At 71.2% G+C, this 25,082-nt stretch carries 25 protein-coding genes and 1 pseudogene; 13 read left to right on the top strand and 13 right to left on the bottom strand.

Going from position 1 to position 25,082, the window contains the following annotated elements:
- Window positions 1-158: 158 nt before the first annotated feature.
- The 4 genes from D9753_RS08730 to D9753_RS08715 all read left to right on the top strand — a co-directional run bounded on the left by D9753_RS08730 (window position 159) and on the right by D9753_RS08715 (window position 4,767).
- Window positions 159-2,771 (top strand): sensor histidine kinase, encoded by a 2,613-nt coding sequence (locus tag D9753_RS08730; RefSeq protein ID WP_121786484.1) that lies wholly within the window; start codon window positions 159-161, stop codon window positions 2,769-2,771.
- Complete coding sequence (locus D9753_RS08725; protein WP_121786483.1) at window positions 2,768-3,457, top strand: response regulator; 690 nt, start codon at window positions 2,768-2,770, stop codon at window positions 3,455-3,457. Before D9753_RS08730 ends, D9753_RS08725 begins: the two co-directional genes overlap by 4 nt.
- 101 nt (window positions 3,458-3,558) lie before the next feature.
- Window positions 3,559-3,957, top strand: coding sequence for an OB-fold nucleic acid binding domain-containing protein (locus D9753_RS08720; RefSeq protein ID WP_093474051.1), 399 nt, complete (start codon window positions 3,559-3,561; stop codon window positions 3,955-3,957).
- Window positions 3,958-3,960: 3 nt separating this feature from the next.
- Complete coding sequence (locus tag D9753_RS08715; RefSeq protein ID WP_394346695.1) at window positions 3,961-4,767, top strand: DUF3159 domain-containing protein; 807 nt, start codon at window positions 3,961-3,963, stop codon at window positions 4,765-4,767.
- 114 nt (window positions 4,768-4,881) lie between these two features.
- Here D9753_RS08715 and D9753_RS08710 read toward each other — a convergent pair whose 3' ends face one another.
- The 3 genes from D9753_RS08710 to D9753_RS36455 all read right to left on the bottom strand — a co-directional run bounded on the left by D9753_RS08710 (window position 4,882) and on the right by D9753_RS36455 (window position 6,434).
- Window positions 4,882-5,553, bottom strand: a complete 672-nt coding sequence (locus D9753_RS08710) for a potassium channel family protein (RefSeq protein WP_121786482.1) — start codon at window positions 5,551-5,553, stop codon at window positions 4,882-4,884.
- Complete coding sequence (locus D9753_RS08705) at window positions 5,553-6,224, bottom strand: potassium channel family protein (RefSeq protein ID WP_121786481.1); 672 nt, start codon at window positions 6,222-6,224, stop codon at window positions 5,553-5,555. Before D9753_RS08705 ends, D9753_RS08710 begins: the two co-directional genes overlap by 1 nt.
- Window positions 6,225-6,287: 63 nt before the next feature.
- Window positions 6,288-6,434 (bottom strand): hypothetical protein, encoded by a 147-nt coding sequence (locus tag D9753_RS36455; RefSeq protein ID WP_163010659.1) that lies wholly within the window; start codon window positions 6,432-6,434, stop codon window positions 6,288-6,290.
- Between the two features lie 161 nt (window positions 6,435-6,595).
- On the opposite strand from D9753_RS36455, the gene D9753_RS08700 reads away from it, so the two are divergent.
- Entirely contained in the window at window positions 6,596-8,644 is a 2,049-nt protein-coding gene (locus D9753_RS08700) for an APC family permease (RefSeq protein WP_121786480.1), read from the top strand.
- Between the two features lie 103 nt (window positions 8,645-8,747).
- On the top strand, window positions 8,748-10,076 hold the full coding sequence (locus D9753_RS08695; RefSeq protein WP_121786479.1) for a class I SAM-dependent RNA methyltransferase: 1,329 nt from the start codon (window positions 8,748-8,750) through the stop codon (window positions 10,074-10,076).
- A 359-nt stretch (window positions 10,077-10,435) separates the two neighbouring features.
- Here the strand turns inward: D9753_RS08695 and D9753_RS39675 are convergent.
- The 4 genes and pseudogenes from D9753_RS39675 to fabG all read right to left on the bottom strand — a co-directional run.
- A pseudogene (locus tag D9753_RS39675) lies at window positions 10,436-10,582 on the bottom strand (IS256 family transposase); the annotation flags it as partial.
- Between the two features lie 595 nt (window positions 10,583-11,177).
- Window positions 11,178-11,999 carry an AfsR/SARP family transcriptional regulator gene (locus D9753_RS08685; RefSeq protein WP_121786478.1) on the bottom strand — a complete coding sequence of 274 codons (822 nt, stop codon included), beginning with the start codon at window positions 11,997-11,999 and terminating at the stop codon, window positions 11,178-11,180.
- 158 nt (window positions 12,000-12,157) lie between these two features.
- Window positions 12,158-13,147, bottom strand: coding sequence for an aromatase/cyclase (locus D9753_RS08680; protein WP_121786477.1), 990 nt, complete (start codon window positions 13,145-13,147; stop codon window positions 12,158-12,160).
- 18 nt (window positions 13,148-13,165) lie between these two features.
- Complete coding sequence (gene fabG / locus D9753_RS08675; RefSeq protein ID WP_121786476.1) at window positions 13,166-13,951, bottom strand: 3-oxoacyl-ACP reductase FabG; 786 nt, start codon at window positions 13,949-13,951, stop codon at window positions 13,166-13,168.
- Between the two features lie 166 nt (window positions 13,952-14,117).
- On the opposite strand from fabG, the gene D9753_RS08670 reads away from it, so the two are divergent.
- The 3 genes from D9753_RS08670 to D9753_RS08660 all read left to right on the top strand — a co-directional run bounded on the left by D9753_RS08670 (window position 14,118) and on the right by D9753_RS08660 (window position 16,592).
- Window positions 14,118-14,585 carry an aromatic-ring-hydroxylating dioxygenase subunit beta gene (locus D9753_RS08670; protein WP_121786475.1) on the top strand — a complete coding sequence of 156 codons (468 nt, stop codon included), beginning with the start codon at window positions 14,118-14,120 and terminating at the stop codon, window positions 14,583-14,585.
- Between the two features lie 99 nt (window positions 14,586-14,684).
- A complete protein-coding gene (locus tag D9753_RS08665; protein WP_121786474.1) occupies window positions 14,685-15,761 on the top strand; it encodes a serine hydrolase domain-containing protein in 1,077 nt (358 codons plus the stop codon).
- A 57-nt stretch (window positions 15,762-15,818) separates the two neighbouring features.
- Complete coding sequence (locus tag D9753_RS08660; RefSeq protein ID WP_121786473.1) at window positions 15,819-16,592, top strand: SDR family NAD(P)-dependent oxidoreductase; 774 nt, start codon at window positions 15,819-15,821, stop codon at window positions 16,590-16,592.
- 137 nt (window positions 16,593-16,729) lie between these two features.
- Here D9753_RS08660 and D9753_RS08655 read toward each other — a convergent pair whose 3' ends face one another.
- Window positions 16,730-17,596 (bottom strand): class I SAM-dependent methyltransferase, encoded by an 867-nt coding sequence (locus D9753_RS08655; protein ID WP_121786472.1) that lies wholly within the window; start codon window positions 17,594-17,596, stop codon window positions 16,730-16,732.
- A gap of 156 nt (window positions 17,597-17,752) precedes the next feature.
- Here D9753_RS08655 and D9753_RS08650 point away from each other — a divergent pair, with 156 nt between their 5' ends.
- Genes D9753_RS08650 through D9753_RS08640 form a run of 3 tightly spaced genes read left to right on the top strand, consistent with a single transcriptional unit; the run spans window position 17,753 to window position 19,989 of the window.
- Complete coding sequence (locus D9753_RS08650; RefSeq protein ID WP_338058008.1) at window positions 17,753-18,238, top strand: ester cyclase; 486 nt, start codon at window positions 17,753-17,755, stop codon at window positions 18,236-18,238.
- Between the two features lie 3 nt (window positions 18,239-18,241).
- Window positions 18,242-19,108, top strand: coding sequence for an SDR family oxidoreductase (locus tag D9753_RS08645; protein ID WP_121786471.1), 867 nt, complete (start codon window positions 18,242-18,244; stop codon window positions 19,106-19,108).
- Window positions 19,105-19,989 (top strand): NmrA/HSCARG family protein, encoded by an 885-nt coding sequence (locus tag D9753_RS08640; RefSeq protein ID WP_121786470.1) that lies wholly within the window; start codon window positions 19,105-19,107, stop codon window positions 19,987-19,989. Before D9753_RS08645 ends, D9753_RS08640 begins: the two co-directional genes overlap by 4 nt.
- Before the next feature lie 104 nt (window positions 19,990-20,093).
- Here the strand turns inward: D9753_RS08640 and D9753_RS08635 are convergent, their stop codons facing one another.
- From D9753_RS08635 to D9753_RS08615, 5 genes are all read right to left on the bottom strand, one after another.
- Complete coding sequence (locus tag D9753_RS08635) at window positions 20,094-20,981, bottom strand: MBL fold metallo-hydrolase (protein WP_121790979.1); 888 nt, start codon at window positions 20,979-20,981, stop codon at window positions 20,094-20,096.
- Window positions 20,982-21,010: 29 nt separating this feature from the next.
- On the bottom strand, window positions 21,011-21,454 hold the full coding sequence (locus D9753_RS08630) for an ester cyclase (protein ID WP_121786469.1): 444 nt from the start codon (window positions 21,452-21,454) through the stop codon (window positions 21,011-21,013).
- A 55-nt stretch (window positions 21,455-21,509) separates the two neighbouring features.
- Window positions 21,510-22,571: a zinc-binding dehydrogenase gene (locus D9753_RS08625; RefSeq protein ID WP_121786468.1), complete on the bottom strand. Its 1,062-nt coding sequence runs from the start codon at window positions 22,569-22,571 to the stop codon at window positions 21,510-21,512.
- Window positions 22,568-23,464, bottom strand: coding sequence for an NAD(P)H-binding protein (locus tag D9753_RS08620; RefSeq protein ID WP_121786467.1), 897 nt, complete (start codon window positions 23,462-23,464; stop codon window positions 22,568-22,570). Before D9753_RS08620 ends, D9753_RS08625 begins: the two co-directional genes overlap by 4 nt.
- A gap of 123 nt (window positions 23,465-23,587) precedes the next feature.
- On the bottom strand, window positions 23,588-24,379 hold the full coding sequence (locus tag D9753_RS08615; RefSeq protein ID WP_205614092.1) for a TetR/AcrR family transcriptional regulator: 792 nt from the start codon (window positions 24,377-24,379) through the stop codon (window positions 23,588-23,590).
- A gap of 222 nt (window positions 24,380-24,601) precedes the next feature.
- Here D9753_RS08615 and D9753_RS08605 point away from each other — a divergent pair, with 222 nt between their 5' ends.
- A complete protein-coding gene (locus D9753_RS08605) occupies window positions 24,602-25,075 on the top strand; it encodes a DUF2269 domain-containing protein (protein WP_163010658.1) in 474 nt (157 codons plus the stop codon).
- The last annotated feature ends 7 nt before the right edge of the window (window positions 25,076-25,082 follow it).

Below are 25,082 nucleotides of genomic sequence, written 5' to 3'. Positions count from 1 at the left end.
CCGCCCGTCGTCCGCCTGCCTCCGGGGACGTGCCCCGACGTGCTCATCAGGGTTGCGTCAAAGTTGCCCGTCGTCGCCCCATTCCGTGCGGTCCGCCCTGATGGCGGGCCATAGGGTCGACGCTGCGTAGGCGACGGGCACGGGAAGACAATGAGGCCATGGCACGCGGCAAGCTACGGATCTACCTGGGTGCGGCACCCGGCGTGGGCAAGACCTACGCGATGCTCGCCGAGGCGCACCGCCGGATCGAGCGGGGCACCGACTGCGTCGTCGCGTTCGTCGAGCACCACGGCCGGCCGCGTACCGAGACGCTGCTGCACGGCCTGGAGCAGGTGCCGCTGCGGCGGCTGGAGTACCGGGGCGCCGCCTTCGACGAGATGGACGTCGAGGCCGTGCTGCGCCGCCGGCCCGCCGTCGCCCTCGTGGACGAACTCGCCCACACCAACGTCCCCGGCTCCCGCAACGCCGGGCGCCGCCAGGACGTGGAGGAGCTGCTCGCCGCCGGCATCGACGTCGTCTCCACCGTCAACATCCAGCATCTGGAGTCACTCGGCGACGTCGTCGAGTCGATCACCGGCGTACGGCAGCGCGAGACAGTCCCCGACGAGGTGGTACGCCGGGCCGACCAGATCGAGCTGGTCGACATGTCCCCGCAGGCCCTGCGCCGCCGCATGGCCCACGGCAACATCTACCAGCCGGACAAGGTCGACGCGGCCCTCTCCAACTACTTCCGCCCCGGCAACCTCACCGCCCTGCGCGAGCTGGCGCTGCTGTGGGTGGCCGACCGGGTCGACGAGAGCCTCACCGCGTACCGCAGCGAGCACCGGGTGTCGGCGATATGGGGCTCGCGGGAGCGGATCGTGGTGGGCCTGACCGGTGGCCCCGAGGGACGCACCCTCATCCGCCGGGCGGTCCGGCTCGCCGAGAAGGGCGCCGGCGGCGAGGTCCTCGCCGTCTACATCGCCCGCAGTGACGGCCTGACCTCCGCCTCCCCCAAGGAGCTGGCCGTCCAGCGCACCCTCGTGGAGGACCTCGGCGGCACCTTCCACCACGTGGTCGGCGACGACATACCGGCCGCCCTGCTCGACTTCGCGCGCGGTGTCAACGCCACCCAGATCGTGCTGGGCTCCTCGCGCCGCAAGCCCTGGCAGTACGTCTTCGGACCCGGCGTCGGCGCGACCGTCGCCCGGGACTCCGGCGCCGACCTGGACGTGCACATCGTCACCCACGAGGAGGTCGCCAAGGGCCGGGGACTGCCCGTCACACGCGGCGGGCAGCTCGGGCGGACCCGGGTCGTCCAGGGCTGGGCCGTCGGTCTGGCCGGCCCGGCCGTCCTCGCGGTGCTGCTGAACACCGTCGACCTCGGCCTCGCCAACGACATGCTGCTGTTCCTGGCCGTCACCGTCGCCGCGGCCCTGCTCGGCGGCCTGCTGCCCGCCCTCGCCGCGGCGGCCCTCGGCTCGCTGCTGCTGAACTACTTCTACACGCCGCCGCTGCACCGGCTGACCGTCGCCGACCCCAAGAACATCGTCGCCATCGCCATCTTCTTCGGCGTCGGCATGTCGGTCGCCTCGGTGGTCGACCTCGCCGCCCGGCGCACCCATCAGGCAGCCCGGCTGCGCGCCGAGTCCGAGATCCTCTCCTTCCTCGCCGGGAACGTGCTGCGCGGCGAGACCGGCCTGGAGGAGTTGCTGGAGCGGGTCCGCGAGACCTTCGCCATGGAGTCGGCCGCCCTGCTGGAGCGCGAGGGCGATGTCGCTCCCTGGACCTGTGCGGGCCGCGCCGGCTTCGGGCCGCCGCTGGAACGCCCCGAGGACGCCGACGTCGACATGCCCGTCGGCGACCACATGGCACTCGCGCTCACCGGCCGGGTGCTGCCCGCCGAGGACCGCCGGGTACTGGCCGCCTTCGCCGCCCAGGCGGCCGTCGTGCTGGACCGCCGGCGCCTGCGGGAGGAGGCCGACCGGGCCCGCACGCTCGCCGAGGGCAACCGCATCCGCACCGCCCTGCTGGCGGCCGTCAGCCACGACCTGCGCACCCCGCTGGCCGGCATCAAGGCCGCCGTGTCCTCCCTGCGCTCGGACGACGTGGCCTGGTCCGAGGAGGACGAGGCGGAGCTGCTCGCGGGCATCGAGGAGGGCGCGGACCGCCTCGACCACCTCGTCGGCAACCTGCTCGACATGTCCCGGCTCCAGACCGGTACGGTCACCCCGCTGATCCGGGAGATCGACGTCGACGAGGTCGTGCCGATGGCGCTCGGGGGCGTACCCGAGGGCAGCGTCGGACTGGACGTGCCGGAGACGCTGCCCATGGTCGCCGTCGACCCCGGACTGCTGGAGCGGTCGGTGGCCAACCTCGTGGAGAACGCCGTCAAGTACAGCCCGCCCGGGCGGCGCGTCCTGGTCGCCGCCAGTGCCCTCGCCGACCGCGTGGAGGTGCGGGTGGTGGACCGGGGGCCGGGTGTGCCGGACGAGGCCAAGGACCGTATCTTCGAGCCGTTCCAACGCTACGGCGACGCCCCGCGCGGCGCCGGCGTCGGGCTCGGCCTCGCCGTCGCCCGGGGCTTCGCCGAGGCCATGGGCGGCACCCTCGACGCCGAGGACACGCCGGGCGGCGGCCTCACCATGGTGCTGACCCTGCGCGCGGCGGGCCCGCGCCCCCGCTCCTGCGACGCGAGCCCGGACGGCAAGGATCCGGGCACCGCGGACGACGGGGGTCCGCGGCCCGCGGCGGACGCGGACATCGCTGAACCGGAAAGGCAGGTCCTATGACGACCCGGGTGCTCGTGGTCGACGACGAGCCGCAGATCGTGCGCGCCCTCGTGATCAACCTCAAGGCGCGCAGGTACGAGGTCGACGCCGCCTCCGACGGCAGGGCCGCCCTCGAACTCGCCGCCTCCCGCCACCCCGACGTCGTCGTCCTCGACCTCGGCCTGCCCGACATGGACGGCGTCGAGGTGATCCGGGGCCTGCGCGGCTGGACCCGCGTGCCGATCCTGGTGCTCTCCGCGCGGCACTCCTCCGACGAGAAGGTGGAGGCGCTGGACGCCGGCGCCGACGACTACGTCACCAAGCCCTTCGGCATGGACGAGCTGCTGGCCCGGCTGCGCGCCGCCGTCCGCCGGGCCGAGCCGGCCGGCCCCGGCGAGGACGACCTGACGACCGTGGAGACCGAGGGCTTCACCGTCGACCTGGCCGCCAAGAAGGTCGACCGCGGCGGCCGGGACGTCCGGCTCACCCCCACCGAGTGGCACCTGCTGGAGGTGCTGGTCCGCAACACCGGCCGCCTGGTCGGCCAGAAACAACTGCTCCAGGAGGTGTGGGGGCCGTCGTACGGCACCGAGACCAACTATCTGCGGGTGTACATGGCCCAACTGCGCAGGAAGCTGGAGGCGGACCCCTCGCACCCGAAGCACTTCATCACTGAGCCGGGCATGGGCTACCGGTTCGAGAAGTGAGGCTGCGGAGGAACCAGGCGTCGGTGGTCCGCCGTGCGGGACGGTCGCGGGGAAGCGAGCTGCGCTACGGTCCTGCCGTCACACCCCGGTACGCTTCAGGTATGAGTGCTGTTCCTCGTTCCGAAAAGCCGGCCGGCCGGTTCCGGCGCATGCTCGACCGGCTCTCCTCGTCGCAGGAGGACCTGGAGTCCGAGGAGCTGCGCGAGGACGCCGAGACGGCGGGCTGCACGAAGATCGGCGACTGCCGTGACCGGCAGATCGTCACCGTAACTGGTACCTTGCGCACGGTCACCCTGCGCCCGCGTGCCGGCGTCCCGGCCCTGGAGGCCGAGCTGTTCGACGGCTCGGCCGCGCTGGACGTGGTGTGGCTCGGCAGGCGTTCCATCGTGGGCATAGAACCGGGGCGCAAGCTGATCGCATCGGGCCGGATCTCGATGAGCCGGGGCCGCCGGGTGCTGTTCAACCCGAAATACGAACTGCGACCCCTCGGACGGGAGTAGCCGGTGACGTCCCTCGACAAGCCGACCGAAGACACCGACCAGCCCCCGTCGGACGTGCACGAGCCGGGCGGCCCCCGCCCGGACGACGCCCGCGCGGTGACCGAGGCCGCGCTGTTCGAGGCGTTCGGCGGTGTGCGCGGCATGGTCGAGACGGTCGTGCCGGGCCTGCTCTTCGTCACGATCTTCACGATCAACAAGGACCTGCACCTCTCGGCGATCGCCGCGCTGGTCGTGTCACTGGTGCTGGTCGTGGTCCGGCTGGCCATGAGGGACACCGTCAAGCACGCCTTCAGCGGTGTCTTCGGTGTGGCCTTCGGCGTCGTGTTCGCGATGTTCACCGGCAACGCCAAGGACTTCTACCTCCCGGGCATGATCTACACCCTGGGCCTGGCGGTGGCGTACATCGTCACGACCCTCGCCGGTGTGCCCCTGATCGGCCTGATCCTCGGCCCGGTCTTCAAGGAGAACCTCTCCTGGCGCACCCGCAACCCGGGCCGCAAGAAGGCGTACGCCAAGGCCAGTTGGGCCTGGGGCCTGATCCTGCTCGCCAAGTGCGCGGTCCTCTTCCCGCTGTACTGGTGGGCCGACACCACCCAGCTCGGCTGGATCCTGATCGCCCTGAAGATCCCGCCGTTCCTCCTGGCGGTCTGGCTGACCTGGGTCTTCCTCGCCAAGGCGCCGGCTCCCATCGACGTCTTCGCGGAGATGGAGGCCGAGGAGCAGGCCGAGAAGGCGCGGAAGGAGCGCGAGACCGCTCTGGCCGCGGAGAGCGGCGAGCCCACGGGCGGGCGGCACCGCCGGGAGGCGTGAGCGAGGTCCTACGACGGCGGAGGGCGCCCCTGACATCAGGGGCGCCCTCCGCCGTACCATCGCCTGCCGCCGGACCGGCCACCGGCTGTGCCGGCCGCCTGCCGTGGGAGAGGCTCAGGCCTCTTCCCGGCGTACCGACAGCAGTTCCTCCAGCTGCTCCTCCCGGGCCTGCGCGGCCACGAAGAGAAGTTCGTCGCCCGGTTCCAGGGAGTCCTCCCCGGAGGGGGTCAGCACGCGGGTGCCGCGGATGATCGTGACGAGGGAGGTGTCCTGCGGCCACTCCACGTCGCCGACCTGGGTGCCGGCCAGGGCCGACTCCTCCGGCAGGGTCAGCTCCACCAGGTTGGCGTCACCGTGGCTGAAGCGCAGCAGGCGGACCAGGTCGCCGACGCTCACCGCCTCCTCGACCAGGGCGGACATCAGGCGCGGGGTGGAGACGGCGACGTCGACGCCCCAGGCCTCGTTGAACAGCCACTCGTTCTTGGGGTTGTTCACGCGGGCCACGACGCGCGGAACGCCGTACTCCGTCTTGGCGAGCAGCGAGACGACCAGGTTCACCTTGTCGTCGCCGGTCGCGGCGATCACGACGTTGCAGCGCTGCAACGCCGCCTCGTCCAGGGAGGTGATCTCACAGGCGTCGGCCAGCAGCCACTCCGCCTGCGGGACGCGCTCGACCGAGATGGCGGTCGGCGCCTTGTCGATCAGCAGGACCTCGTGGCCGTTCTCGAGCAGTTCGCCCGCGATCGAGCGGCCGACGGCACCGGCCCCGGCAATGGCGACCCTCATCAGTGACCGCTCTCCTCTTCCGGGCCACCGGCGAACGCCGCCTCGACCTTCTCCACGTCGTCCGTCCACATCATCACGTGCACGAGGTCGCCCTCCTGGAGCACCGTCTGCGAGGTGGGCAGGATCGCCTCGCCCAGGCGGGTCAGGAACGCCACCCGGACGCCCGTCTCCTCCTGGAGCCTGCTGATCTTGTGACCGACCCACTTCGGGGAGGCGTGCACCTCGGCGAGCTGCACCCCGCCGGTGGGGTCGCGCCACAGCGGCTCGGCCCCGGAGGGCAGCAGGCGGCGCAGCATCTGGTCGGCGGTCCAGCGGACCGTGGCCACGGTGGGGATGCCCAGGCGCTGGTAGACCTCGGCGCGGCGAGGGTCGTAGATGCGGGCGGCGACGTTCTGCACGCCGAACATCTCGCGGGCCACGCGCGCGGAGATGATGTTGGAGTTGTCACCGCTGGAGACGGCGGCGAAGGCACCGGCCTCCTCGATGCCCGCCTCGCGCAGGGTGTCCTGGTCGAAGCCGACGCCGGTGACCCGGCGGCCCCCGAATCCCGGGCCCAGCCGGCGGAAGGCGGTGGGATCCTGGTCGATCACGGCGACCGTGTGTCCCTGTTGCTCCAGGGTCTGGGCAAGAGCGGAACCCACTCTTCCGCAACCCATGATGACGATGTGCACGACCGTCCTTCCGGTGTCCAAAAGTTACTGCTGAGCATCAGGGTCTCAGACCGACGCCCAAAGCTACACACGGGCGCCGCCCGGACGGCACCCCTGTGCCGGGACCGGGAGCATCCGCCGCCGAGTGATGCTGCGCACGCTGCACAGGGTCAGGATTCCGAGGCCGGCGACGGCGAGCGCCGCCCCGATCAGCTCCGCGGTCGCGGGCATGGCACCTCCGGAGCGCGATGACAGGCGGGGTTTGCCATCCAGACGCGGAGGGCACCCTGACCACGGAATCCGCAGTTCCGTGCGCCCCCGATTTCACTCGTGAGGCAGATCGAGCATGCCGGGTGGGCGGGTGCCAGTTCGAAGGCTTACGATCCTCTCTCGTGTCCAAACTGACCGACGTGCCCAAACGGATCCTGATCGGGCGCGCACTGCGCAGTGACCGGCTGGGCGAGACGCTCCTGCCGAAGCGCATCGCACTCCCCGTCTTCGCCTCCGACCCGCTGTCCTCCGTCGCCTACGCGCCGGGGGAGGTCCTGCTGGTCCTGTCCATCGCGGGCGTGTCGGCGTACCACTTCAGCCCCTGGATCGCCGTCGCGGTCGTGGTGCTGATGTTCACCGTGGTCGCCTCATACCGGCAGAACGTGCACGCCTACCCGAGCGGCGGCGGCGACTACGAGGTCGCCACCACCAACCTCGGCCCCAAGGCCGGCCTGACCGTGGCCAGCGCCCTGCTCGTCGACTACGTGCTGACCGTCGCCGTCTCCATCGCCTCCGGCATCGAGAACCTCGGCTCCGCGATCCCCTACGTGGTCCAGCACAAGGTGCTCTGCGCCGCCGCCGTGATCATCCTGCTGACGCTGATGAACCTGCGCGGCGTGAAGGAGTCGGGCAAGCTCTTCGCGATCCCGACGTACGTCTTCGTCGGCGGCGTGTTCGTCATGATCGCCTGGGGCGCCTTCCGCGGCCTGTTCCTGGGCGACACCATGCGCGCCCCGACCGCCGACTACCACATCAGGGCCGAGCACCAGGGACTCGCCGGCTTCGCCCTCGTCTTCCTGCTGCTGCGCGCCTTCTCCTCCGGCTGTGCGGCCCTCACCGGCGTCGAGGCGATCTCCAACGGCGTCCCCGCCTTCCGCAAGCCCAAGTCGAAGAACGCCGCCACCACGCTCGCGATGATGGGCCTGCTGGCCGTCACCATGTTCTGCGGCATCATCGCGCTCGCCATGACCACCAAGGTCCGCATGGCCGAGAACCCCGCGACCGACCTGCTGCACCACGGTGTCCCGCTCGGCGGGGACTACGTGCAGAACCCGGTGATCTCCCAGGTCGCCGAGGCGGTCTTCGGCAAGGGCAGCTTCCTGTTCGTCGTCCTGGCCGCCGCCACCGCGCTGGTGCTGTTCCTGGCCGCCAACACGGCCTACAACGGCTTCCCGCTGCTCGGCTCGATCCTCGCCCAGGACCGCTACCTGCCGCGCCAGCTCCACACCCGCGGCGACCGCCTCGCCTTCTCCAACGGCATCGTGCTGCTCTCCGGAGCGGCGATGCTGCTGGTGTTCATCTACGGCGCCGACTCAACCCGCCTGATCCAGCTCTACATCGTCGGCGTGTTCGTGTCCTTCACGCTCAGCCAGACCGGCATGGTCCGCCACTGGAACCGCCACCTCGCGGTCGAGAAGGACCCGGCCAAGCGCAGCCACATGATCCGCTCCCGCGCGATCAACACGTTCGGCGCGTTCTTCACCGGCCTGGTGCTCGTCGTTGTCCTGGTCACCAAGTTCACCCACGGCGCCTGGGTGGCCCTGCTCGGCATGTGCATCTTCTACGCGACGATGACCGCGATCCGGAAGCACTACGACCGGGTCGCCGAGGAGATCGCCGCCCCCGAGGGCCCGAGCGACGACATGGTGCGCCCCTCCCGCGTCCACTCGGTCGTCCTGATCTCCAAGATCCACCGCCCCACGCTCCGTGCCCTGGCCTACGCGAAGCTGATGCGCTCCGACACCCTGGAGGCGCTCACCGTCAACGTGGACCCGGCCGAGACCAAGGCGCTGCGCGAGGAGTGGGAGCGGCGTGGGATCGACGTACCGCTGAAGGTCCTGGACTCGCCGTACCGCGAGGTCACCCGCCCGGTGATCGAGTACGTCAAGAGCCTGCGCAAGGAGTCCCCGCGCGACGCGGTCTCCGTGATCATCCCCGAGTACGTGGTCGGCCACTGGTACGAACACCTGCTGCACAACCAGAGCGCCCTGCGCCTGAAGGGCCGCCTGCTGTTCACGGCCGGCGTGATGGTCACCTCCGTCCCCTACCAGTTGGCCTCCTCCGAAGCCGCCCGGACCCGCGCCCGCAAGCGGCAGGAGTGGAACGCGCCGGGCGCGGTCCGGCGCGGGCCGGCCGTCATGCGGGCCAAGGAGCCGTCGGGCAAGGACTGAGGCCGGGCGGGGAGGCCGTAGACTGGTGGGCTGTTGTCCGGCACACCGGTGTGCGGCCGCCCCCGCGCCGCATTTCCGCTTCCCGATCTGGAGTCACCCCACCATGCAGGCAGAACCGAGCACGTCCCTGGTGGGTGAGGAGTACGAGGTCGAGATCGGCCCCGTCGCCCACGGCGGCCACTGCATCGCCCGTACGTCCGAGGGACAGGTGCTGTTCGTCCGGCACACGCTGCCCGGCGAGCGGGTCGTGGCCCGGGTGACGGAGGGCGAGCAGGGCGCCCGCTTCCTCCGCGCCGACGCGGTGCGCATCGTCGAGGCGTCCAAGGACCGCATCGAGGCCCCCTGTCCCTTCGCCGGGCCCGGCCGCTGCGGCGGCTGCGACTGGCAGCACGCCAAGCCGGGCGCCCAGCGCCGCCTCAAGGCCGACGTGATCGCCGAACAGCTCCAGCGGCTCGCCGGCCTCACTCCCGAGGAGGCGGGCTGGGACGGCACGGTCCTCCCGGCCGAGGGCGACAAGCTCCCGGCGGGTCAGGTGCCGCAGTGGCGGACGCGCGTGCAGTACGCGGTGGACGCCGACGGCAACGCCGGACTGCGCCGCCACCGCTCGCACGAGGTCGAACCGATCGACCACTGCATGATCGCGGCGGCCGGCGTCAGCGAACTCGGCATCGAGGAGCGGGACTGGTCCGGCATGGCCTCCGTGGAGGCGATCGCCGCGACGGGGTCCCAGGACCGCATGGTGATCCTGGAGCCGCGGCCCGGGGCCCGGCTGCCGCTCGTCGAGCTGGACAAGCCCGTCTCCGTCATGCGCGTCGAGGAGAACGACGGCGGCATCCACCGCGTCCACGGCCGTGCGTTCGTGCGCGAGCGCGCCGACGACCACACCTACCGCGTCGGCAGCGGCGGCTTCTGGCAGGTCCACCCGAAGGCTGCCGACACCCTGGTCACGGCCGTCATGCAGGGCCTGATGCCGCGCAAGGGCGAGATGGCCCTGGACCTGTACTGCGGCGTGGGCCTGTTCGCCGGCGCCCTCGCCGACCGCCTCGGCGAGAAGGGCGCGGTCCTCGGCATCGAGTCCGGCAAGCGGGCGGTGGAGGACGCGCGCCACAACCTGGCCGGCTTCCCCCGGGTCCGCATCGAGCAGGGCAAGGTCGAGTCGGTCCTGCCCCGCACCGGCATCACCGAGGCCGACCTCATCGTCCTGGACCCGCCCCGCGCCGGCGCCGGCCGCAACACGGTCGCCCACCTCGCCACCCTGGGCGCCCGCCGCATCGCCTACGTCGCCTGCGACCCCGCCGCGCTCGCCCGTGACCTGGGCTACTTCCGCGAGGGCGGATACCGGGTGCGGACGCTCCGGGCGTTCGATCTGTTTCCGATGACGTCGCACGTGGAGTGCGTGGCGATTTTGGAGCCCGCGACAAAGGGCGTCTGACCTGCGGCTTTCTTGTGTTTTCCAGATGTGGTCGGTGGTGCCCGACCTGTTTCCCGAAGTTCACCGCGTGGAGCCTGTTTTAGGTAGCCGCCACGTGGTTCACCTGCGGTTTAGCAGCGCGAGTGTGAGTCCAGAACGCTCTGCTCAACTCCGTCAGAGACGGATTTGGGAAATGTCTTGACGCTCGTTCGACGCTGTTTCTGACGGAGTGTGAGGTGGTCGTCCTGGGGCCAGATGGCGCGGGTCAATCGACTTGTCGGGCTCAATCCGTCGGGTAGCGCGTTAGGTCTTTTCTTTGGGCCTTGGACTATACGGCGACAGGTCGGGGTAATTTTCAATACTGGTGGGTGAGTCGAGGTTCAGGCGGCTTCGGGTCGTTCGGTGAGGTGGCCGTTTTCGAAGCGGGCGCCGGACCGGACGAGGGCGACGAGGTGGGGTGCGGTGACCGCCCGCCAGCGGGCCTGGGCGGCTTCGGCCAGCTTGAACACCATCGCCAGAGCGGCGGCGAGCATCCGGCGGGCGCCTTCCCGCACGATCTCGTCGATCAGCGAACCGGTTGCGGTGGTGCCGTCTTCGTTGACTACGCTGAGCACGGGCATGCCTTCCCGACCCGTGCTGCGAACACGGGCCTACTCGATGACCATCAATCGATCCCTCGGGAAGGTACGCCCTTCACGCGCCGCCCGGGGGCTGATCCACAAGTCATGAGCATTGCTCCGCATGGAGCACTTCGTAGGCTTCCGCTACGCGTCTTCACCTGCGGCTTAAACGCAGACGGTGCGGGGGTGAAGAGCGCTTTGCCGCGACCTGTTGTCGCCGGAGCCCTGCGGCAGAGCTGCCTCGCGTGACTTCCTCATGCTCATCGACCTCTGTGTGAGGGCCGTCTGGGCCTCGATGTCTTCGTCAGCGAGACCATCCCCCTGGACGAGGTGGTGACGCCGTCGCCCGCATGCGCACGGGCGACGTCCTGCGCTCGGTGGTGGTTCTCCGACGACCGGTGTGCGCATCGAGCGAGTCGCCACCTCGGACCTCCGAGGGTCCCTGCATCCGGCCGGCTCCGCCGTTCCCTTGAGGACGGCAGAGCCGGGACCGGAAGGGTGGTCAGGCCGCGTACAAGTCGAACGTGGAGCCTCGGCGTTCATCGGTGAGGAGATCGAGGCGGCTGTCGACGGTGAGGATGGCCTGGTGGAGCCGTTGCAGCTGTGGTGAGGGTTCCACGCCCAGTTCCTCGATCAGCCGGGTGCGCAGATCGCGGTAGACGCTCAGGGCGGACGCCTGGCGGCCGGAGCGGTAGAGGGCGACCATCACCTGGGAGTGCAGGCCCTCGTGTTGCGGATGACGGGAGATCAGGTCGAACAGCTCGGCGATCAGCCGGGAGTGCTTGCCCAGCCGTAGATCGGCGTCGATCCGGCGCTCCGTGGCGACCAGGCGGGACTCCTCCAGTCGCATGACCTCGATCTCCAGGACCGGCCCGACGGGTACGTCGACGAGCGCCGGGCCTTCCCACAGGGACAGTGCCTTGGAGAAGGTCGCGGAAGCCTCCTCGTCCCGGTTCTGCTCGAAAGCGCTCTGCGCGGAGGCCACCAGGCGCTCGTACTGGCGCACATCGGTGCACGCCGGCTCCATCTGGAGGACATAACCGCCGTGCCGGGTGGCGAGCACGTCCTTCGCCGTGCTCAACGCGTCCGGCCCCAGGGCGGTGCCCAGGCGGCGGCGGAGCTGGAGTATGTACGTCTGGAGCGTGGTCAGTGCGCTCGCAGGCGGTTCCGTACCCCACAGCTCGTCCATGAGGGTGGACACCGGTAGTATCCTGCCCGGGTGCAGTGCCAGAAGGGCAAGGATCTGCCGCGGCTTCCCAGCCGTGGGAACGATGGATTCACCTCGTATGGTCGCCCCGAAGGGACCCAGAAGCTGGATCTCCATGAATTCTCCCCGTCTCTCCGCGCTGTGGCGCCGAGTCAAAAAGATGAGTCAAGAACTCATCACGGTGTGACGATACTCCACTCACGCCCTCGATACTCGGGTTCGCCGTCAGCTCGGGCGTTGCTGCCGCTGAAATCGGCCAGACTTCTTCGGAATCCTTAGTTGAGCTTTATTTGGGAAATTTCACTCCTGGTCGCGCCCTCTGTGTATTTCTCGGCATATTCCTTCGCGAGGTTGAGAGTCGCGGTGCTGTTGCGGCCGAGCGCCTCGCGCACGTACGAGCGCGCCTCGGCGACGCCGGCGCCCTCGCCGAGCACCCGAGGGATGTTCTCCTCGCGCAGGACCACACCGTGATGCGAGGTGACCGTCACGCCCGACACGTCGGGGACGACCTGCCACTCGCCGATGTGGGCCGACATCAGCGCGGGCGTCACCGTCTGCTTGTAGACGATGCGCCCTGCATGCGGGAAGCAGACGCGCACCGATTCGGTGGTGTGTGTGGAGCCGTCCGCGGTGCGGGTGTCCATCGACATCACCTGGACCCCGGATTCGTCCTCCACCACGTCCAGCCGGGACACGTGCGGCACGAGGTCCGGCCAGTCGCGCACCCGGTAGAGGAACTCGTAGACCGGCTCGGCCGGTCCGTCGACCCGGACGGAGTCCTCGAAGGACAGCGCGAGGTCGCCCAGACGCGTCCAGCGCTCGGCGAGCTTCTTCAGACTGCCCAGCTCGGCACGGCTGTTGGTGTCGGTCGCACGCTCCACCCACGCCACGTCGTCCGCCGAATCGCCCGCCACGGTGAAGTCGTGCAGCAGGACCAGTCGCGACGCCGCGGCGCCGCGCGGCTCGACGATCCAGGTCCCGCCCATGGACTTCACCGGTGCCGCCGACTGCTCCTGCCGGAACTCGATCCGCCGTGCCTCGGGGTCGAGCTCCCGGCGTGAGGTCCATGACGTGGTCCGGCCGTTGGCCGTGGCCCACATGCGCAGCCGTTCCCGCTGCCCGTCGGACTCCAGCTGCTCTACGTGAACGTTCGGCGGGAAGTACAGCGGCCAGGTGACCGCGTCGGAGACGATCCCGTAGACCACGCTCGCCGGCGCGGCCACGTTGATCTCGTGCCTGGCGTGGTGCACTCGCTCGGCAGACATCCAAAAGCCCCTTTCGGATCAGAAGTTGCCCAGACCGCCACAGACATTGAGCGCCTGTGCCGTGATGGAGGCGGCATGTTCGGTGGTCAGGTAGCCGATGAGGCCCGCCACCTCCTCGGGAGTCGAGTAGCGCCCGAGCGGGATCTTCGCCTCGAACCGTTGCCGTACGTCGTCCTGCGTGGTGCCCCAGGCGGCCGCGTAGCCCTGGCGGACCCGTTCGGCCATGGGGGTCTCCACATAGCCGGGACACACGGCGTTGACGGTGATGCCGGCCGGGGCCAGTTCCTTGCCCAGCGCCTTGGTGAAGCCAACGACACCGTGCTTCGACGCGGAGTAGGGGGCTCCCAGCAGTACGCCCTGCTTCCCGGCGGTCGAGGCGATGTTGATGATCCTGCCGTAACCGGCGTCCGCCAGGCCGCCGGTGGTGAGCGCGGCGCGGGTCACCAGGAAGACGCTGTTGAGGTTGGTGTCGATGACGTCGTACCAGAGCTCGTCCGTGATACCGGCCGTCGGGCCGCCCCCGCTGCGCCCCGCGTTGTTGACCAGGACGTTGACCGGGCCGAAGGTGTCGATCACGGAGCGGACCAGGAGCGCGACGGAGTCGGCGGAGCGCACGTCGGCCTGTGCGCCCGCCACCTCCAGGCCCTCCTCGCGCAGTTCCTTGACGGTCCGCTCGACCTTGTCCCCGTCGCGGGCGCAGAGGAAGACACGGTTCCCCCGGCGCCCCAGGTCCCGGGCCACGGCCAGGCCGATGCCACTCGTGCCCCCGGTGACCAGGGCTACCGGGTTCGTCACTGTCGTCATTCGTCTGCCTCCCGAGCGGCGATGGTGGCTTCGACCGTGTCCCGGTCAGCTCGAAGGCCGCACGAACATCACTTGAGACGCGGTCTTCGAGGTGTCCTCGAAGCCCGCTCGACCCGGGTCCCGGACCGTGGCGGAGAACGCGGGACACGAGGGAACGGAGAAGTCCATGACCACGCAGTCGACAACCGCCCGAGCCGCCGTCCGGCCGCGGGACGCGGAAGCGTTCGGCGCCCTGTACGCGCAGGTGCAGCAGTTCTACGCCCACCAGATGCAGTTGCTGGACTTCGGCGAGTGCGAGCGGTGGGCCGCCACCTTCACCGAGGACGCCACCTTCGAGGTGCCCACGCTGCCCGAGCCGGTGGTCGGGCGGCCCGCCCTGGCCGCGGCCACCGGACGCACCGCGGCCCAACTGGCGGCGAGCGGCACGCGGCACCGCCACTTCATCGGCATGTTCGACGTCTCGGAGCAGCCGGACGACACGGTCCGCGTGCGTTCGTACGCCATCGTGTACACGTCCCCGGCCGGCGGCGAGTCGCAGGTGCACCGCGTCTGTGTCTGTGACGACGTGCTGGTCCGCGTCGTCGGCGAACTCCGGGTCGCCTCACGCGTGGTGACCCGCGACGACCTCGCCTGAGCGGGGTTCGAGCGACTCGCGTCCGGGCCTCCATCGCGGGCCGCCAGGCTTCTGTGGAGGGAAGCAACCAACCGCCATACGACATTGGGGTGTGCCTACATGCCGCAGACGACCATCGCTACTCCGCAGGTCTCGGCCCACAGGGAGGCGGTCCAGCACGCGGCCGACCGTCTCGTCGAACTGGGCGCCGCCGGTGTCCAGTTCCGCGTCACCCGGGGGGAGCACACGTTCGTCGTCACCTCCGGCGTCGCCGAACTGGGCACCGACCGGCCGGTGCCCGAGGACGGCCGGTTCCGGATCTCCTGCATCACCAAGCCGTTCGTCTCCGTGGTGGTGCTGCAACTGGTCGCCGAGGGCCGGATCGAGCTGGACCGCACCGTGGAGAGCTACCTCCCCGGGCTGCTGCCGCAGGGCGGGCGGATCACCGTCCGAAATCTGCTCCAGCACACCAGTGGCCTGTACAACTACGCCGATTCCTTCCAGAAGCCGGGCGACCGCTTCCTGCGCGACCGCTACAACCACTACGAGCCCGAGGAGCTGATCGCCATCGCGGCCGGCAAGCCGCTGGAGTTCGAGCCGGGGGAGGAGTTCGCCTACTGCAACACCAACTACTTCGTCATCGGCCTGCTCATCGGGAAGGTGACCGGCCGCTCGTACCGGGACGAGATCCGCGAGCGGGTCCTGGAGCCGCTCGGGCTGAAGGACACCACGCTGCCGGGTGACGCCCCGGAGATCCCCGGGCCGCACGCCCACGGCTACATGCGGATCGCGGGCCGTACCGAGGACGTCACCCTGATGAACCCCTCCGAGGCCGGCTGCGCGGGCGAGATCATCTCGACCACGGCGGACCTGGACCGGTTCCTGGTCGGTCTGTTCGGCGGAGAACTGCTCGCTGAGCCGGAGTTCAAGGAGATGACCACTCCGCTGCCCGCCGAGATGATCAAAGACCTGCCGATGGGCATCGGCTACGGCCTCGGGCTGATGAAGCTCCAGAACGATGACGACCTCGATCTGTGGGGGCACGGCGCGGGCATCCCCGGGTACGCCACGTTCGCGGCGACCACCCGTGACCTCGGGATCCGGGTCCAGTTGTCGATCACCCTCGGCGCGGACTTCACCAAGGAGGCGGAGCAGGCCGTCATCCGGGGTGTCAACACCGCGGTCTGCTTCCGATGACCGGCGTGATCTCCCCGTTCCGGGCCAGGGGCCCGGCGCTGGAAAGGACTCCGGCCCATGGCGAAGCGTGAGACCGTGGCCGGCGGCGAGGAGCGGGCCGTCGTCGTCACCGGCGGCGGCACCGGGATCGGCCGCGCCACCGCGCGCGCGTTCCACGAGGACGGGGCGCGTGTGCTGGTCGTCGGCCGCTCGGCGGAGACGCTCCGGGAGACCGCCGACGGGTACGCCGGGATCCGCTGCCTCACCGCCGACGTGCGGGCCCCCGAGGCCGCCGAGGAGATCGTCTCGGCGGCCCTGCGGGAGTTCGGCCGGATCGACATCCTGGTCAACAACGCGGCCGTCACCGGGTTCGCGTCGCTGGACGCCCTCGACCGGGCATCTGTCGAGGCGCAGTTGTGCACGAACCTTGTCGGCCCCCTGTTCCTGACCCAGTGTGCGCTGGACGCACTGGAGGCGACCAGGGGCACCGTGGTGAACGTCAGCTCGGCGGGCTCGCTCGGCCGCCGGGCCTGGCCGGAGAACTCCGTCTACGGCATGGCCAAGGCCGCCCTCGACTTCCTCACCCGCACCTGGGCCGTGGAACTCGCCCCGCGTGGCATCCGCTGCGTGGGCATCGCCCCCGGTGTGGTCGACACCGGCGTCGGTGTGCGGGCGGGTATGCCCGCCGAGGCGTACGAGGGGTTCCTGACGCAGATGGCCGGGCGGATCCCGGCGGGCCGGGTGGGGCGTCCCGAGGACATCGCCTGGTGGATCGTACGGCTGACCCGGCCAGCGGGTGCGTACGCCAATGGCACCGTGCTGGCCGTGGACGGCGCGCTCTCGGTGACCTGAAGCGGGCGCGGGCGGCGGCGCCGGTTCCCTCCGTGGGCCCCGGCGCCGCCGTCCGTCGCGCGCACCGGAGCGGCCGGGCACGCACGAGAGCGGAGGGCCGGGGCTATCCCGGCCCTCCGCTCTCGTGCGTGCCCGGGTCAGCGGGCGACCGTCGCGGTGACGTACCGGACCGGCACTTCGATCCGTACCGGACCGTCGCCCTCGCGCAGCGCGTCGAGCGCGGTGACCAGGCGGGTCCGCAGCGCCGCGGCCTCCTCGCCGGGCAGGTGCTGCCACAGCAGGCGCATGCCCTGGGTGTGCGACCAGTCGACCCACGCCGTGCCGGAGGCCGCGGTCATCGGCACCGGCTCGTCGGCGATCCGCACGTCGGTGAACCCGGCCCGCCGCAGGGCCGCCGTCAGGTCGGCGGGGTGCTCCAACCAGGAGTGCAACTGCCGGTGCAGCTGCTCCGGGTGCCAGGACTCGGGCAGGTGCCGGAGCAGGTCCAGCGGAATCAGCTCGGTGAACATCGGTGGCAGGAAGGGGAAGGTGTCCCGGGCGAACACCGGGCTGGTGAAGGCGATCCGGCCGCCGTCGGCCAGCAGCCGGGCGAAACGGGCGAGCGCGGCCCGCGCGTCCGGCAGGAAGATCACGCTGTAGCTGCCGAGGATCAGGTCGAACGAGCGGGCCGGCAGGTCCGGGTGCTCACCGTCCATCACCCGCACCTCGACGTTGCCGATGCCCTGCCGCCCGGCCTCGCGTCGGGCCTCCTCGACCATCGCCGGGGCGATGTCGACACCGAGGGCGCGGCCCGCCGGACCGATCAGCCGGGCGGCGGGCAGCAGGGTCGCGCCGAGGCCGCACCCGATGTCGAGCACTCGCTCGCCGGGGCGCGGTGCCGCTCGCTCGACGAGCCGGCGGCCCATGGGCGTGAAGAATTCCACGCCCATCCGGTCGTAGATGGCCGCGGCCTCGTTGAAGGCGTCGGTGACTTTCGCTTTGTAAGCGGCGGTGTCCCTCGTCACTCGTTCACTCCGTCTCGTGCGGAAGAAAGTGTCTTTGTTTCATCGTCCTGGCCCGGAAACGAGGACCGCCGGACGGGGCGTGGAGAATTGCTCGACGCTCGCTCGAACTGTTTTGGATCCGCGGTGGGGCAAGGCATCTGGGCCTTGTTCGCGGCAATGTGCTGCCGCAGGATTGCAGGAAAGCCCATGCGGTCCGAAAGGAGTGAGATGAGCGGTCAGATTGATGCCGTGCGTCGAATGATAAGGGCGTACAACACCGGAGTCACCGATGATGTCGCCGAATACATACACCCGGAATACCTGAACCCGGCGGCGTTGGAACACATGGATGTGCGAGGGCCCGAGTCCTTCGCGATGGCCGTCACATGGCTCCGGATGACGTTCTCCGAGGAGGCCCGCCTCGAAGAGGTACGGATCGAGGAGCGCGGCGACTGGGTCCGCGCCCACCTCGTGCTCTACGGCCGGCATGTCGGCGATCTCGTGGGCATGGCTCCCACCGGGCGGGTCTTCTCGGGTGAGCAGATCCATCTGATCCGGTTCGTCGACGGCCGGATCCGCGACCACCGTGACTGGCCCGACTACCAGGGCACCTACCGGCAGCTCGGCTCGCCGTGGCCCGAGCCCAGCGGCTGGAGGGCCTGACGGATGATCCTGGTCACCGGAGCCACCGGCAAGGTCGGCCGTGAGGCCATCCGGCAGCTCCTCGGACTCGGCCACGGCGTCCGCGCGCTGAGCCGCAGGCCCGAGGACGCCGAACTGCCCGGTGGAGTCGACATGGTCGGAGGCAGCCCGGCCGACCCCGCCTCGCTCGACGAGGCGTTCACCGGCGTCTCGGTGGCGCTGGTGGTACTCGCCGGGGACGTGGCGCGCGAGGCGGCCAACATCGCGGAGGCCGCCAGGAGGGCGGGCACGGACCGGATCGTGCTGCTGTCGTCGGCGAGCGTCCTGCATCCGCTGCCGCACGGCATCGCGGACGAGCATCGGGCCGCCGAGGAGGCGGTACGGCGGTCCGGCGCGTCCTGGACCTTCCTGCGCCCCGGCCCGTTCCACGCCAACACCTCCTGGTGGACCCGGACCGTGCGCGAGCGGGGCGCGGTGCGCTGCTGGATCGGGAACAACCCCGGGGCGCCCGTCGACGAGTACGACATCGCCTCGGCCGCCGTCGCGGCGCTCACCCGGGACGGGCACGAGGGCCGGTCGTACCTGCTCACCGGCCCGGAGACGCTCACCTCGCGCGAGCAGGCGCGGATCCTCGGCGACGTGCTGGGCCGGGAGCTGGACTTCTCGGTGGCGCCCGCCGAGGAGGTGGTGGAGGTCTTCGCCGGGATCACCGGCGACCGCGCAGCCGCGGTGACCAACGTGGCCGCGCTGCACAGCCCCGGGGTGCCCTGGTCGAGGCCGACGACCGCGGTGCGCGACCTCACGGGACGCGAGCCGCGCCCCTACCGGCGATGGGCCGTGGAGAACGCGGTGCTGTTCGCGCCGGACCGACCGGAGGGACGTGCGGTATGAGCGAGAGTGCGAGGACGGCCGGACCGGTCCTGGTCACCGGGGCCACCGGTCTCCAGGGCGGCGCCGTGGCGCGCGAACTCGTGCGCCGGGGAAGGGACACGGTGGCGCTGGTGCGGGACCCGGACGCGCCGCCGGCCCGCGGGCTCGCGGCGCTCGGCGTGACCCTGCGCCGCGGTGACCTGAACGACGAGGCGTCGCTGCGGGCCGCGATGGACGGCGTGCGCGGGGTCTTTTCGGTGCAGACCTTCATGACGCCGGCCGGGCTGGGCGGCGAGGTCCGCCAGGGGCGTGCCGTGGCCAGGGCGGCCCTGGCCGCCGGCGTGGCCCACGTGGTCTACAGCTCGGTCGGCGGCGCCGAACGGCACAGCGGCGTGCCCCACTTCGACTCCAAGCGGGGCATCGAGCGGTATCTCGCCGAACTCGGGGTGCCGCACACCGTGCTGCGCCCGGCGTTCTTCATGGACAACTTCGCCGCCCACGGCGTGCCCCGGGAGGACGGCACGCTGGTGGTGCGGCTCGCCCTGAAGCCGCACACCCGAGTGCAGTTCGTCGCCGTCGCGGACATCGCGCACTTCGCCGCGGAGGCGTTCGAGCGGCCGCAGGACTATCTGGGGCGGTCGCTGGAGCTGGCCGGGGACGAGCTGACGGCGACCGAGGTGGCCGAGGCGTTCGCCGGGCGCACCGGTCTGCCGGCCCGCTTCGAGGAACTCCCGCTGGACAAGGTGGCGGCCAGCCCGTACATCCCCAACGCGCCGGAGATCGCCCTGATGTTCGAGTGGTTCCAGCGGCACGGCTACAGCGCGGACATTCCCGCGCTGCGCGCCGAGCACCCGGGGCTGATGGACTTCGCGACGTACCTGAAGGGCATCGAGATCGGGTAGCGGCAAGCGACGGCGTTGCCCCGGACCGGCCGACCGCCTGTCCGGGGCAACGCCGTGGGTGCGGGGAGCCCGGCGCACGGGGTGCGGCCCGGGCTCCCCGCCGGTCATGCGTGGCAGTCGGGGAGTCCGCCGTGGAACACGGACATCTCCTTGAACAGCGCCCCGACGTCGAGGGGGCTGCCGGGCGCCGCTCCGCGCACCTCCGCATAGCCCCGGTGCAGATTCGGCACCAGGCGTTCGGAGTCGAGCAGGTGGTCGAACGGCCCGCGTCGGCACTCACGGGCGAGCCGAAGGGGGGTCAGACCGTCGGCCACGCCCCGCCGGGCCTGCTCGTGGAGCCAGCGGAAGTACGCCTCGTTCGCGTCGATCAGCTCGGGGCCGCCGACCGGGCCGTGGCCCGGCACGACCGTTTCGGCGCCCAGGGCGCGCAGCCGCCGCATGGCCCGCAGCGACCCGGAGACCGACCCCATCAGACAGAACGGCGTGACGCCGGACATCACGAGGTCACCGGTGAACAGCACGCGCCGGTCGGGCAGCCAGACGGCCGTGTCGGCGGTGGTGTGCGCCGGCCCCAGCTGGATCAGCTCGACGCGCACCCCGCCGACGTGCAGCGTCAGCGAGTCCCGGTAGGTGAGCTGGGGCAGGGTCAGTTCCAGGTCGCCCCAGCGCACGTCGGGCCACAGGCCGGTGAGGTGCAGCCCGGCCGCCGCCATCTCGGTGCGGGTGTGCTCGTGGGCGACGATCAGCGCCTCGGGGAAGTGCGCGTTGCCGAAGGTGTGGTCGCCGTGGAAGTGGGTGTTCACCAGAGTGCGAGGCGGGGCGCCCGACCGCCGCAGCACCCGGGTGCGCAGCAGTCGGGCGCGCAGCTCGGTGGCCGCGGTGTCCACCAGCAGGCTCTCGCCGCCGTCGCCGACCACGAGCCCGGCGTTGTTGAGGCACCAGCCGCCGTCGGGCTGCACATAGGCGTGCACCCCGTCGGCGACCTCGGCCATGTGCGGTACGGCGGCCCGGACGGACCGGCTCACAGCACGTCTGCCGGGGCCAGCCCCAGCTTCTTGAGCATGGGGAGGTAGTTGAAGACGTCGTGGTGTTCGATCACCTGGCCCGCGTCGTTGAAGCGGAGCTCCTCCAGCATGTACCAGGTCACCTTGGTGCCGCTGGGGGCCTTGCCGAGGAACTCGCCCCCGTGGCTGGCCGTCACGGTGATGCGCAGGCAGACCCGGTCCGCCTCGGCGACGATGCTCTTGACGTCCAGGTGCAGGTCGGGGAAGGCGGCGAGGCCGCCCTCCATCGCCCGCACCATGGCCTTCGAGGACACCGGGCGGTCCTCGGAGAAGTGCTGGATGTCCGGGGCCCAGTGCTTGGTGATCCCCTGGAGGTCCCAGCGGTTCCAGCTGGCGACCATGGAGAGGGCGAGTTCCTTGTTGCGTTCCTGGGCGGACTTCTCGGTCAGAGTGGCGGACATGCCGGGTTCCTTTCCGAACGGGGGGAGTCGAGCCGGTCGGGGTCCGACCGGCGGTTCAGGGCAGCAGGACGTGCTTGCCGACGGTGCGGCCGTCCAGCAGGGCGCGCACCGCGGCCGGGGCCGCGTCCAGCGCATGGCGGGCGGCGATCTCCGGCCGCAGCACGCCCTCGGCGGCCAGCCGGAAGAGCGTGGTGAGGTCGGCGCCGAAGTCCTTGCCGGGCTTGACGTAGTACATGGACATGCGTCGGCCGCCGGTGAGCCCGAGGTGCCGGGCGACCCAGCGGCGCACGGTGCGCCGCAGCGCCGGGACGTGGGGGCGGAACCACTGGCCGGGCTCGTAGCCGGCGACGGAGGAGTCGTAGGAGACCAGGGTCCCGCCGGGGGCGAGCATGGCCCAGCTCTCGTCCAGGCCGCGCCCGCCGATGTGGTCGAAAACGGCTCGTACGCCACCGGGGGCACGCTCCCGGACGACGCCGGGGAGTCCGGGTGTGCGGTAGTCGAGGGGTTCCGCGCCCAGCGCGCGCACCGCGTCGTGCTTGCCCGGCGAGGCGGTGCCGAGGACGCGCAGCCCGTGGTGCACGGCGAGCTGGGTGAGCAGGCTGCCGACGCCGCCCCCGGCGCCGTGCACCAGCACGGTGTCACCGGGTTGTACCCGGGCCAGCCGGTGCAGCATCTGCCAGGCGGTCACTCCGTTGGTGATCAGGGCCACGGCGGAGGCCGCGTCCAGTTCCTCCGGAACGGGGACGAGCGTCTTCGCCGGCGCCTGCACGTACCGCGCCCAGGCGCCGTGGCGGGGCATGGCGGCGACACGCTCGCCGACGCGTCTGTCGGTGACGCCCGGGCCGGTCTCGACGACGCGCCCGACCAGGTCGTAGCCGGGGACGAAGGGGAAGGCCGGCGGGAAGGGGTGCAGATGCCCGAGCATCTGCACCTCCGCGTAGGAGACGCCGGCGGCCTCGACCCGGACGACGACGTTGCCGCGGCCGGCGGTGGGGCGGGCGCCCTCGCCGAGGACGATGTGCTGTTCGGGATCGCCGCTGCCGGTCATCCGGACGAACGCGTTCGTGTCGTCCACCGCCACGGGTGGCTTGACGGGCTCGGGGACGCCGGCGGTCATGCGGCCGGCTCCTCGTCCCGGGCAGCGCGCCGCGCGAGGGGTTCCGCGGCGGGCCGCGGAGCGAAGTCGGCGGCATGGTCGGCCACCCACCGGGCGAACGTCCTGGCCGGGCGGCCGGTGACACGCTCGACGGTGTCCACGGGGACCGGCGGGTGGACGACGGCGTCGGCGAGATACCGCAGCACCATCTCCACGACCGGCGCGGGCATGGCCGCCGCCATGTCCTTCCGTGCCTGGTCCGGGGTGATTTCCTCGAACGCGATCGGGCGGCCGACGGCCCGCGCGATCGCCCGCACCTGACCGGACTGGGTGATCGCCTCGGGACCGGTCAGCAGGTACGCCTGCCCGGCGTGCCCGTCCTCCAGCAGTGCGGCCGCGGCCACGGCGGCCACGTCGGCCTCGTGCACCGGCACCCGCGGCGCGGCGCCGTAGGGAGCGCGCACCACACCCTCGGTGCGGATGGACTCGGCCCACTTCCACAGGACGTTGGACGCGAACTCGTCGGGGCGTACGAAGGTCCACTCCACGCCGGACTCCGCCACGGCGCGCTCCACGGCGCGATGGTGCTCCCCGCTGTGGTTGTCGCCCGACGTGTCCAGCACGGAGGACGAGGAGAGGACGACGATCCGGCGTACGCCGGCCTCCTCCGCGGCCGCGACCACCGCACGGGCGGTCTCGGGGACCGGGAAGAGGTAGAGGCGCTCCACGCCGTGCAGTGCCGCCGTCAGGGTGTGCGGCCGCAGCAGGTCGCCCGCCCACACCTCCGCCCCGTCCGGCAGTGCGGCCGCCGCCGGGTCGCGGGTCAGCGCCCGCACCGCTACGCCCGCGGCGAGCAGGTGATCGGTCACCAGCCGGCCCACGGATCCTGTCGCTCCTGTCACCAGAACTGTCACGCCTGCTCCGCCCTGTCGGCCTCAGCCCTGCGAGGCTGTTTCGTCCCTTGCGCAACCAGGGTGGAAAACCGGACTGGAGGGCCCCCGGAGAGTCGCTGGAGCACGGGGCGGGCCGGGAGCGGGTCAGCCCGCGGAGCGGCCCTCGATGCGCTGTTCGATGCCGTCGAGAATCCGCTGGAGCCCGAACTCGAATCCCCTGTCGGGCCCGAGCCCCTCGCCGGGCTCCTCGAAGATCCCCGACTGCCAGACCCGGGTGAGGGCCGGGTAGCGGTCGGCGGAGATCCTCTCCTCCAGCAGGGGCGCGGTCTGCTCGTACCACTCGTCGTAGCTGAGCCCGGAGCGCCGCGCGTCGTGCTCGGCGTCCGCCGACTGTTGGGCCGCGCCGCGGACATAGCCGTTGAGCAGGTGGACCACGGCGAGCATTTCCCGCTCCGGCAGGCCCACCCCGGACAGGGCGCCGAGCACGCCGTTCCACAGCGCGGTCTCGTTGGGGCCCATGAGCATCCGGGAGGAGACGAGGGGCGGCACCCAGGGATGGCGGCGGGCGATGTCCATGCTGCCCCGCGCGTAGCGCTCCAGCGCCTGCCGCCAGCCGTCGGCGGCCTCCAGCGAGGGCGCTTCGCCGAGCACCTCGTCGAGCATGCAGTTGACCAGCTCGGCGCGGCCCGGCACGTAGGTGTAGAGCGACATCGCGGAGACGCCGAGCGGTTCGGCGACCTTGCGCATCGACAGGGCGGCCAGCCCCTCGGCGTCGGCGACGGTGATGGCGGTCCGCACGATGCGGTCGACCGTCAGTCCCTGGCGGGGACCGCGGGCCGGGCGCACGGGCTCCTGTCCCGCGCGCCACAGCAGAGCCAGGGTACGGGCCGGATCTATCCGGCCATTTCCGCTCGTGCTGCTGGTTCCTGACGTCACATCGGCATGGTAGTGCTGTACGCTTCCCAGCATTCTCCTTACACCGTAAAGAGTTTGGTGTCCGCGGCGGCGTGCTCCGGACCCGGCAGAAAGCGAGGCGCAGTTTTGGCCGCTTCCACCCCCGCAGCGACCACCAGGCCCGGCGCCCCCCGGCAGCATCCCGCGAGGAAGAGGTTCGAACTCAGCCGCAGAGCACGGAAGTCGACCCTGGCCGTCCACGTCGTGACCTCGGTCGGCTGGGTGGGACTCTCGCTCTCCATGGCGGTCCTGGCCGTCCTGGGGTGTACCACGGAGGACGCCGCCGTCGCCAAGGGCGTCTACTACGCCATGTACGTCTTCGACGACACCAGCGTGACGGTCTTCAGCCTCACCGCCGCCGTCACCGGCATCCTCCTGTCCTGCGGCACCAAGTGGGGGCTGCTGCTGCACTGGTGGATCGTCGTCAAGTGGGCCATCACCCTCTTCACGACGGTCTTCGCGTGGTTCGTGATCCACCCGGTCGTCGTGACGGCCAGCGAGCGGACGGCCGAGGCGGGCGGCAGCCCGCCGAAGCCGGGCGCGGCCGCGGACTTCCTGCTGTGGAGTGTGCCCCTGCTGTTCGTCCTGCTCACCGTCGCCGCCGTCGTCTCGGTCTACAAACCCTGGGGGCGAACGGCCCGCGGGCGCCGGGCCCGGCCCGCGAACGGACGCGGCTGACGGGCAG

Source organism: Streptomyces dangxiongensis (assembly GCF_003675325.1).
GTDB classification, from domain to species: Bacteria; Actinomycetota; Actinomycetes; order Streptomycetales; family Streptomycetaceae; genus Streptomyces; species Streptomyces dangxiongensis.
This window is presented reverse-complemented; position numbering and strand designations above follow the sequence as displayed.

Excerpts from the sequence above, each read along its gene's own strand:
- fabG (WP_121786476.1), bottom strand. The coding sequence starts at position 13,951 with ATGACGACAGTGACGAACCCGGTAGCCCTGGTCACCGGGGGCACGAGT.
- D9753_RS08625 (WP_121786468.1), bottom strand. The coding sequence starts at position 22,571 with ATGACCGCCGGCGTCCCCGAGCCCGTCAAGCCACCCGTGGCGGTGGAC.
- D9753_RS08660 (WP_121786473.1), top strand. The coding sequence starts at position 15,819 with ATGGCGAAGCGTGAGACCGTGGCCGGCGGCGAGGAGCGGGCCGTCGTC.
- D9753_RS36455 (WP_163010659.1), bottom strand. The coding sequence starts at position 6,434 with ATGCCCGCGACCGCGGAGCTGATCGGGGCGGCGCTCGCCGTCGCCGGC.
- D9753_RS08730 (WP_121786484.1), top strand. The coding sequence starts at position 159 with ATGGCACGCGGCAAGCTACGGATCTACCTGGGTGCGGCACCCGGCGTG.
- D9753_RS08650 (WP_338058008.1), top strand. The coding sequence starts at position 17,753 with ATGTGCTGCCGCAGGATTGCAGGAAAGCCCATGCGGTCCGAAAGGAGT.
- D9753_RS08680 (WP_121786477.1), bottom strand. The coding sequence starts at position 13,147 with ATGTCTGCCGAGCGAGTGCACCACGCCAGGCACGAGATCAACGTGGCC.
- D9753_RS08710 (WP_121786482.1), bottom strand. The coding sequence starts at position 5,553 with ATGAGGGTCGCCATTGCCGGGGCCGGTGCCGTCGGCCGCTCGATCGCG.
- D9753_RS08640 (WP_121786470.1), top strand. The coding sequence starts at position 19,105 with ATGAGCGAGAGTGCGAGGACGGCCGGACCGGTCCTGGTCACCGGGGCC.
- D9753_RS08635 (WP_121790979.1), bottom strand. The coding sequence starts at position 20,981 with ATGGCCGAGGTCGCCGACGGGGTGCACGCCTATGTGCAGCCCGACGGC.
- D9753_RS08630 (WP_121786469.1), bottom strand. The coding sequence starts at position 21,454 with ATGTCCGCCACTCTGACCGAGAAGTCCGCCCAGGAACGCAACAAGGAA.
- D9753_RS08645 (WP_121786471.1), top strand. The coding sequence starts at position 18,242 with ATGATCCTGGTCACCGGAGCCACCGGCAAGGTCGGCCGTGAGGCCATC.
- D9753_RS08725 (WP_121786483.1), top strand. The coding sequence starts at position 2,768 with ATGACGACCCGGGTGCTCGTGGTCGACGACGAGCCGCAGATCGTGCGC.
- D9753_RS08720 (WP_093474051.1), top strand. The coding sequence starts at position 3,559 with ATGAGTGCTGTTCCTCGTTCCGAAAAGCCGGCCGGCCGGTTCCGGCGC.
- D9753_RS08670 (WP_121786475.1), top strand. The coding sequence starts at position 14,118 with ATGACCACGCAGTCGACAACCGCCCGAGCCGCCGTCCGGCCGCGGGAC.
- D9753_RS08665 (WP_121786474.1), top strand. The coding sequence starts at position 14,685 with ATGCCGCAGACGACCATCGCTACTCCGCAGGTCTCGGCCCACAGGGAG.
- D9753_RS08685 (WP_121786478.1), bottom strand. The coding sequence starts at position 11,999 with ATGGAGATCCAGCTTCTGGGTCCCTTCGGGGCGACCATACGAGGTGAA.
- D9753_RS08695 (WP_121786479.1), top strand. The coding sequence starts at position 8,748 with ATGCAGGCAGAACCGAGCACGTCCCTGGTGGGTGAGGAGTACGAGGTC.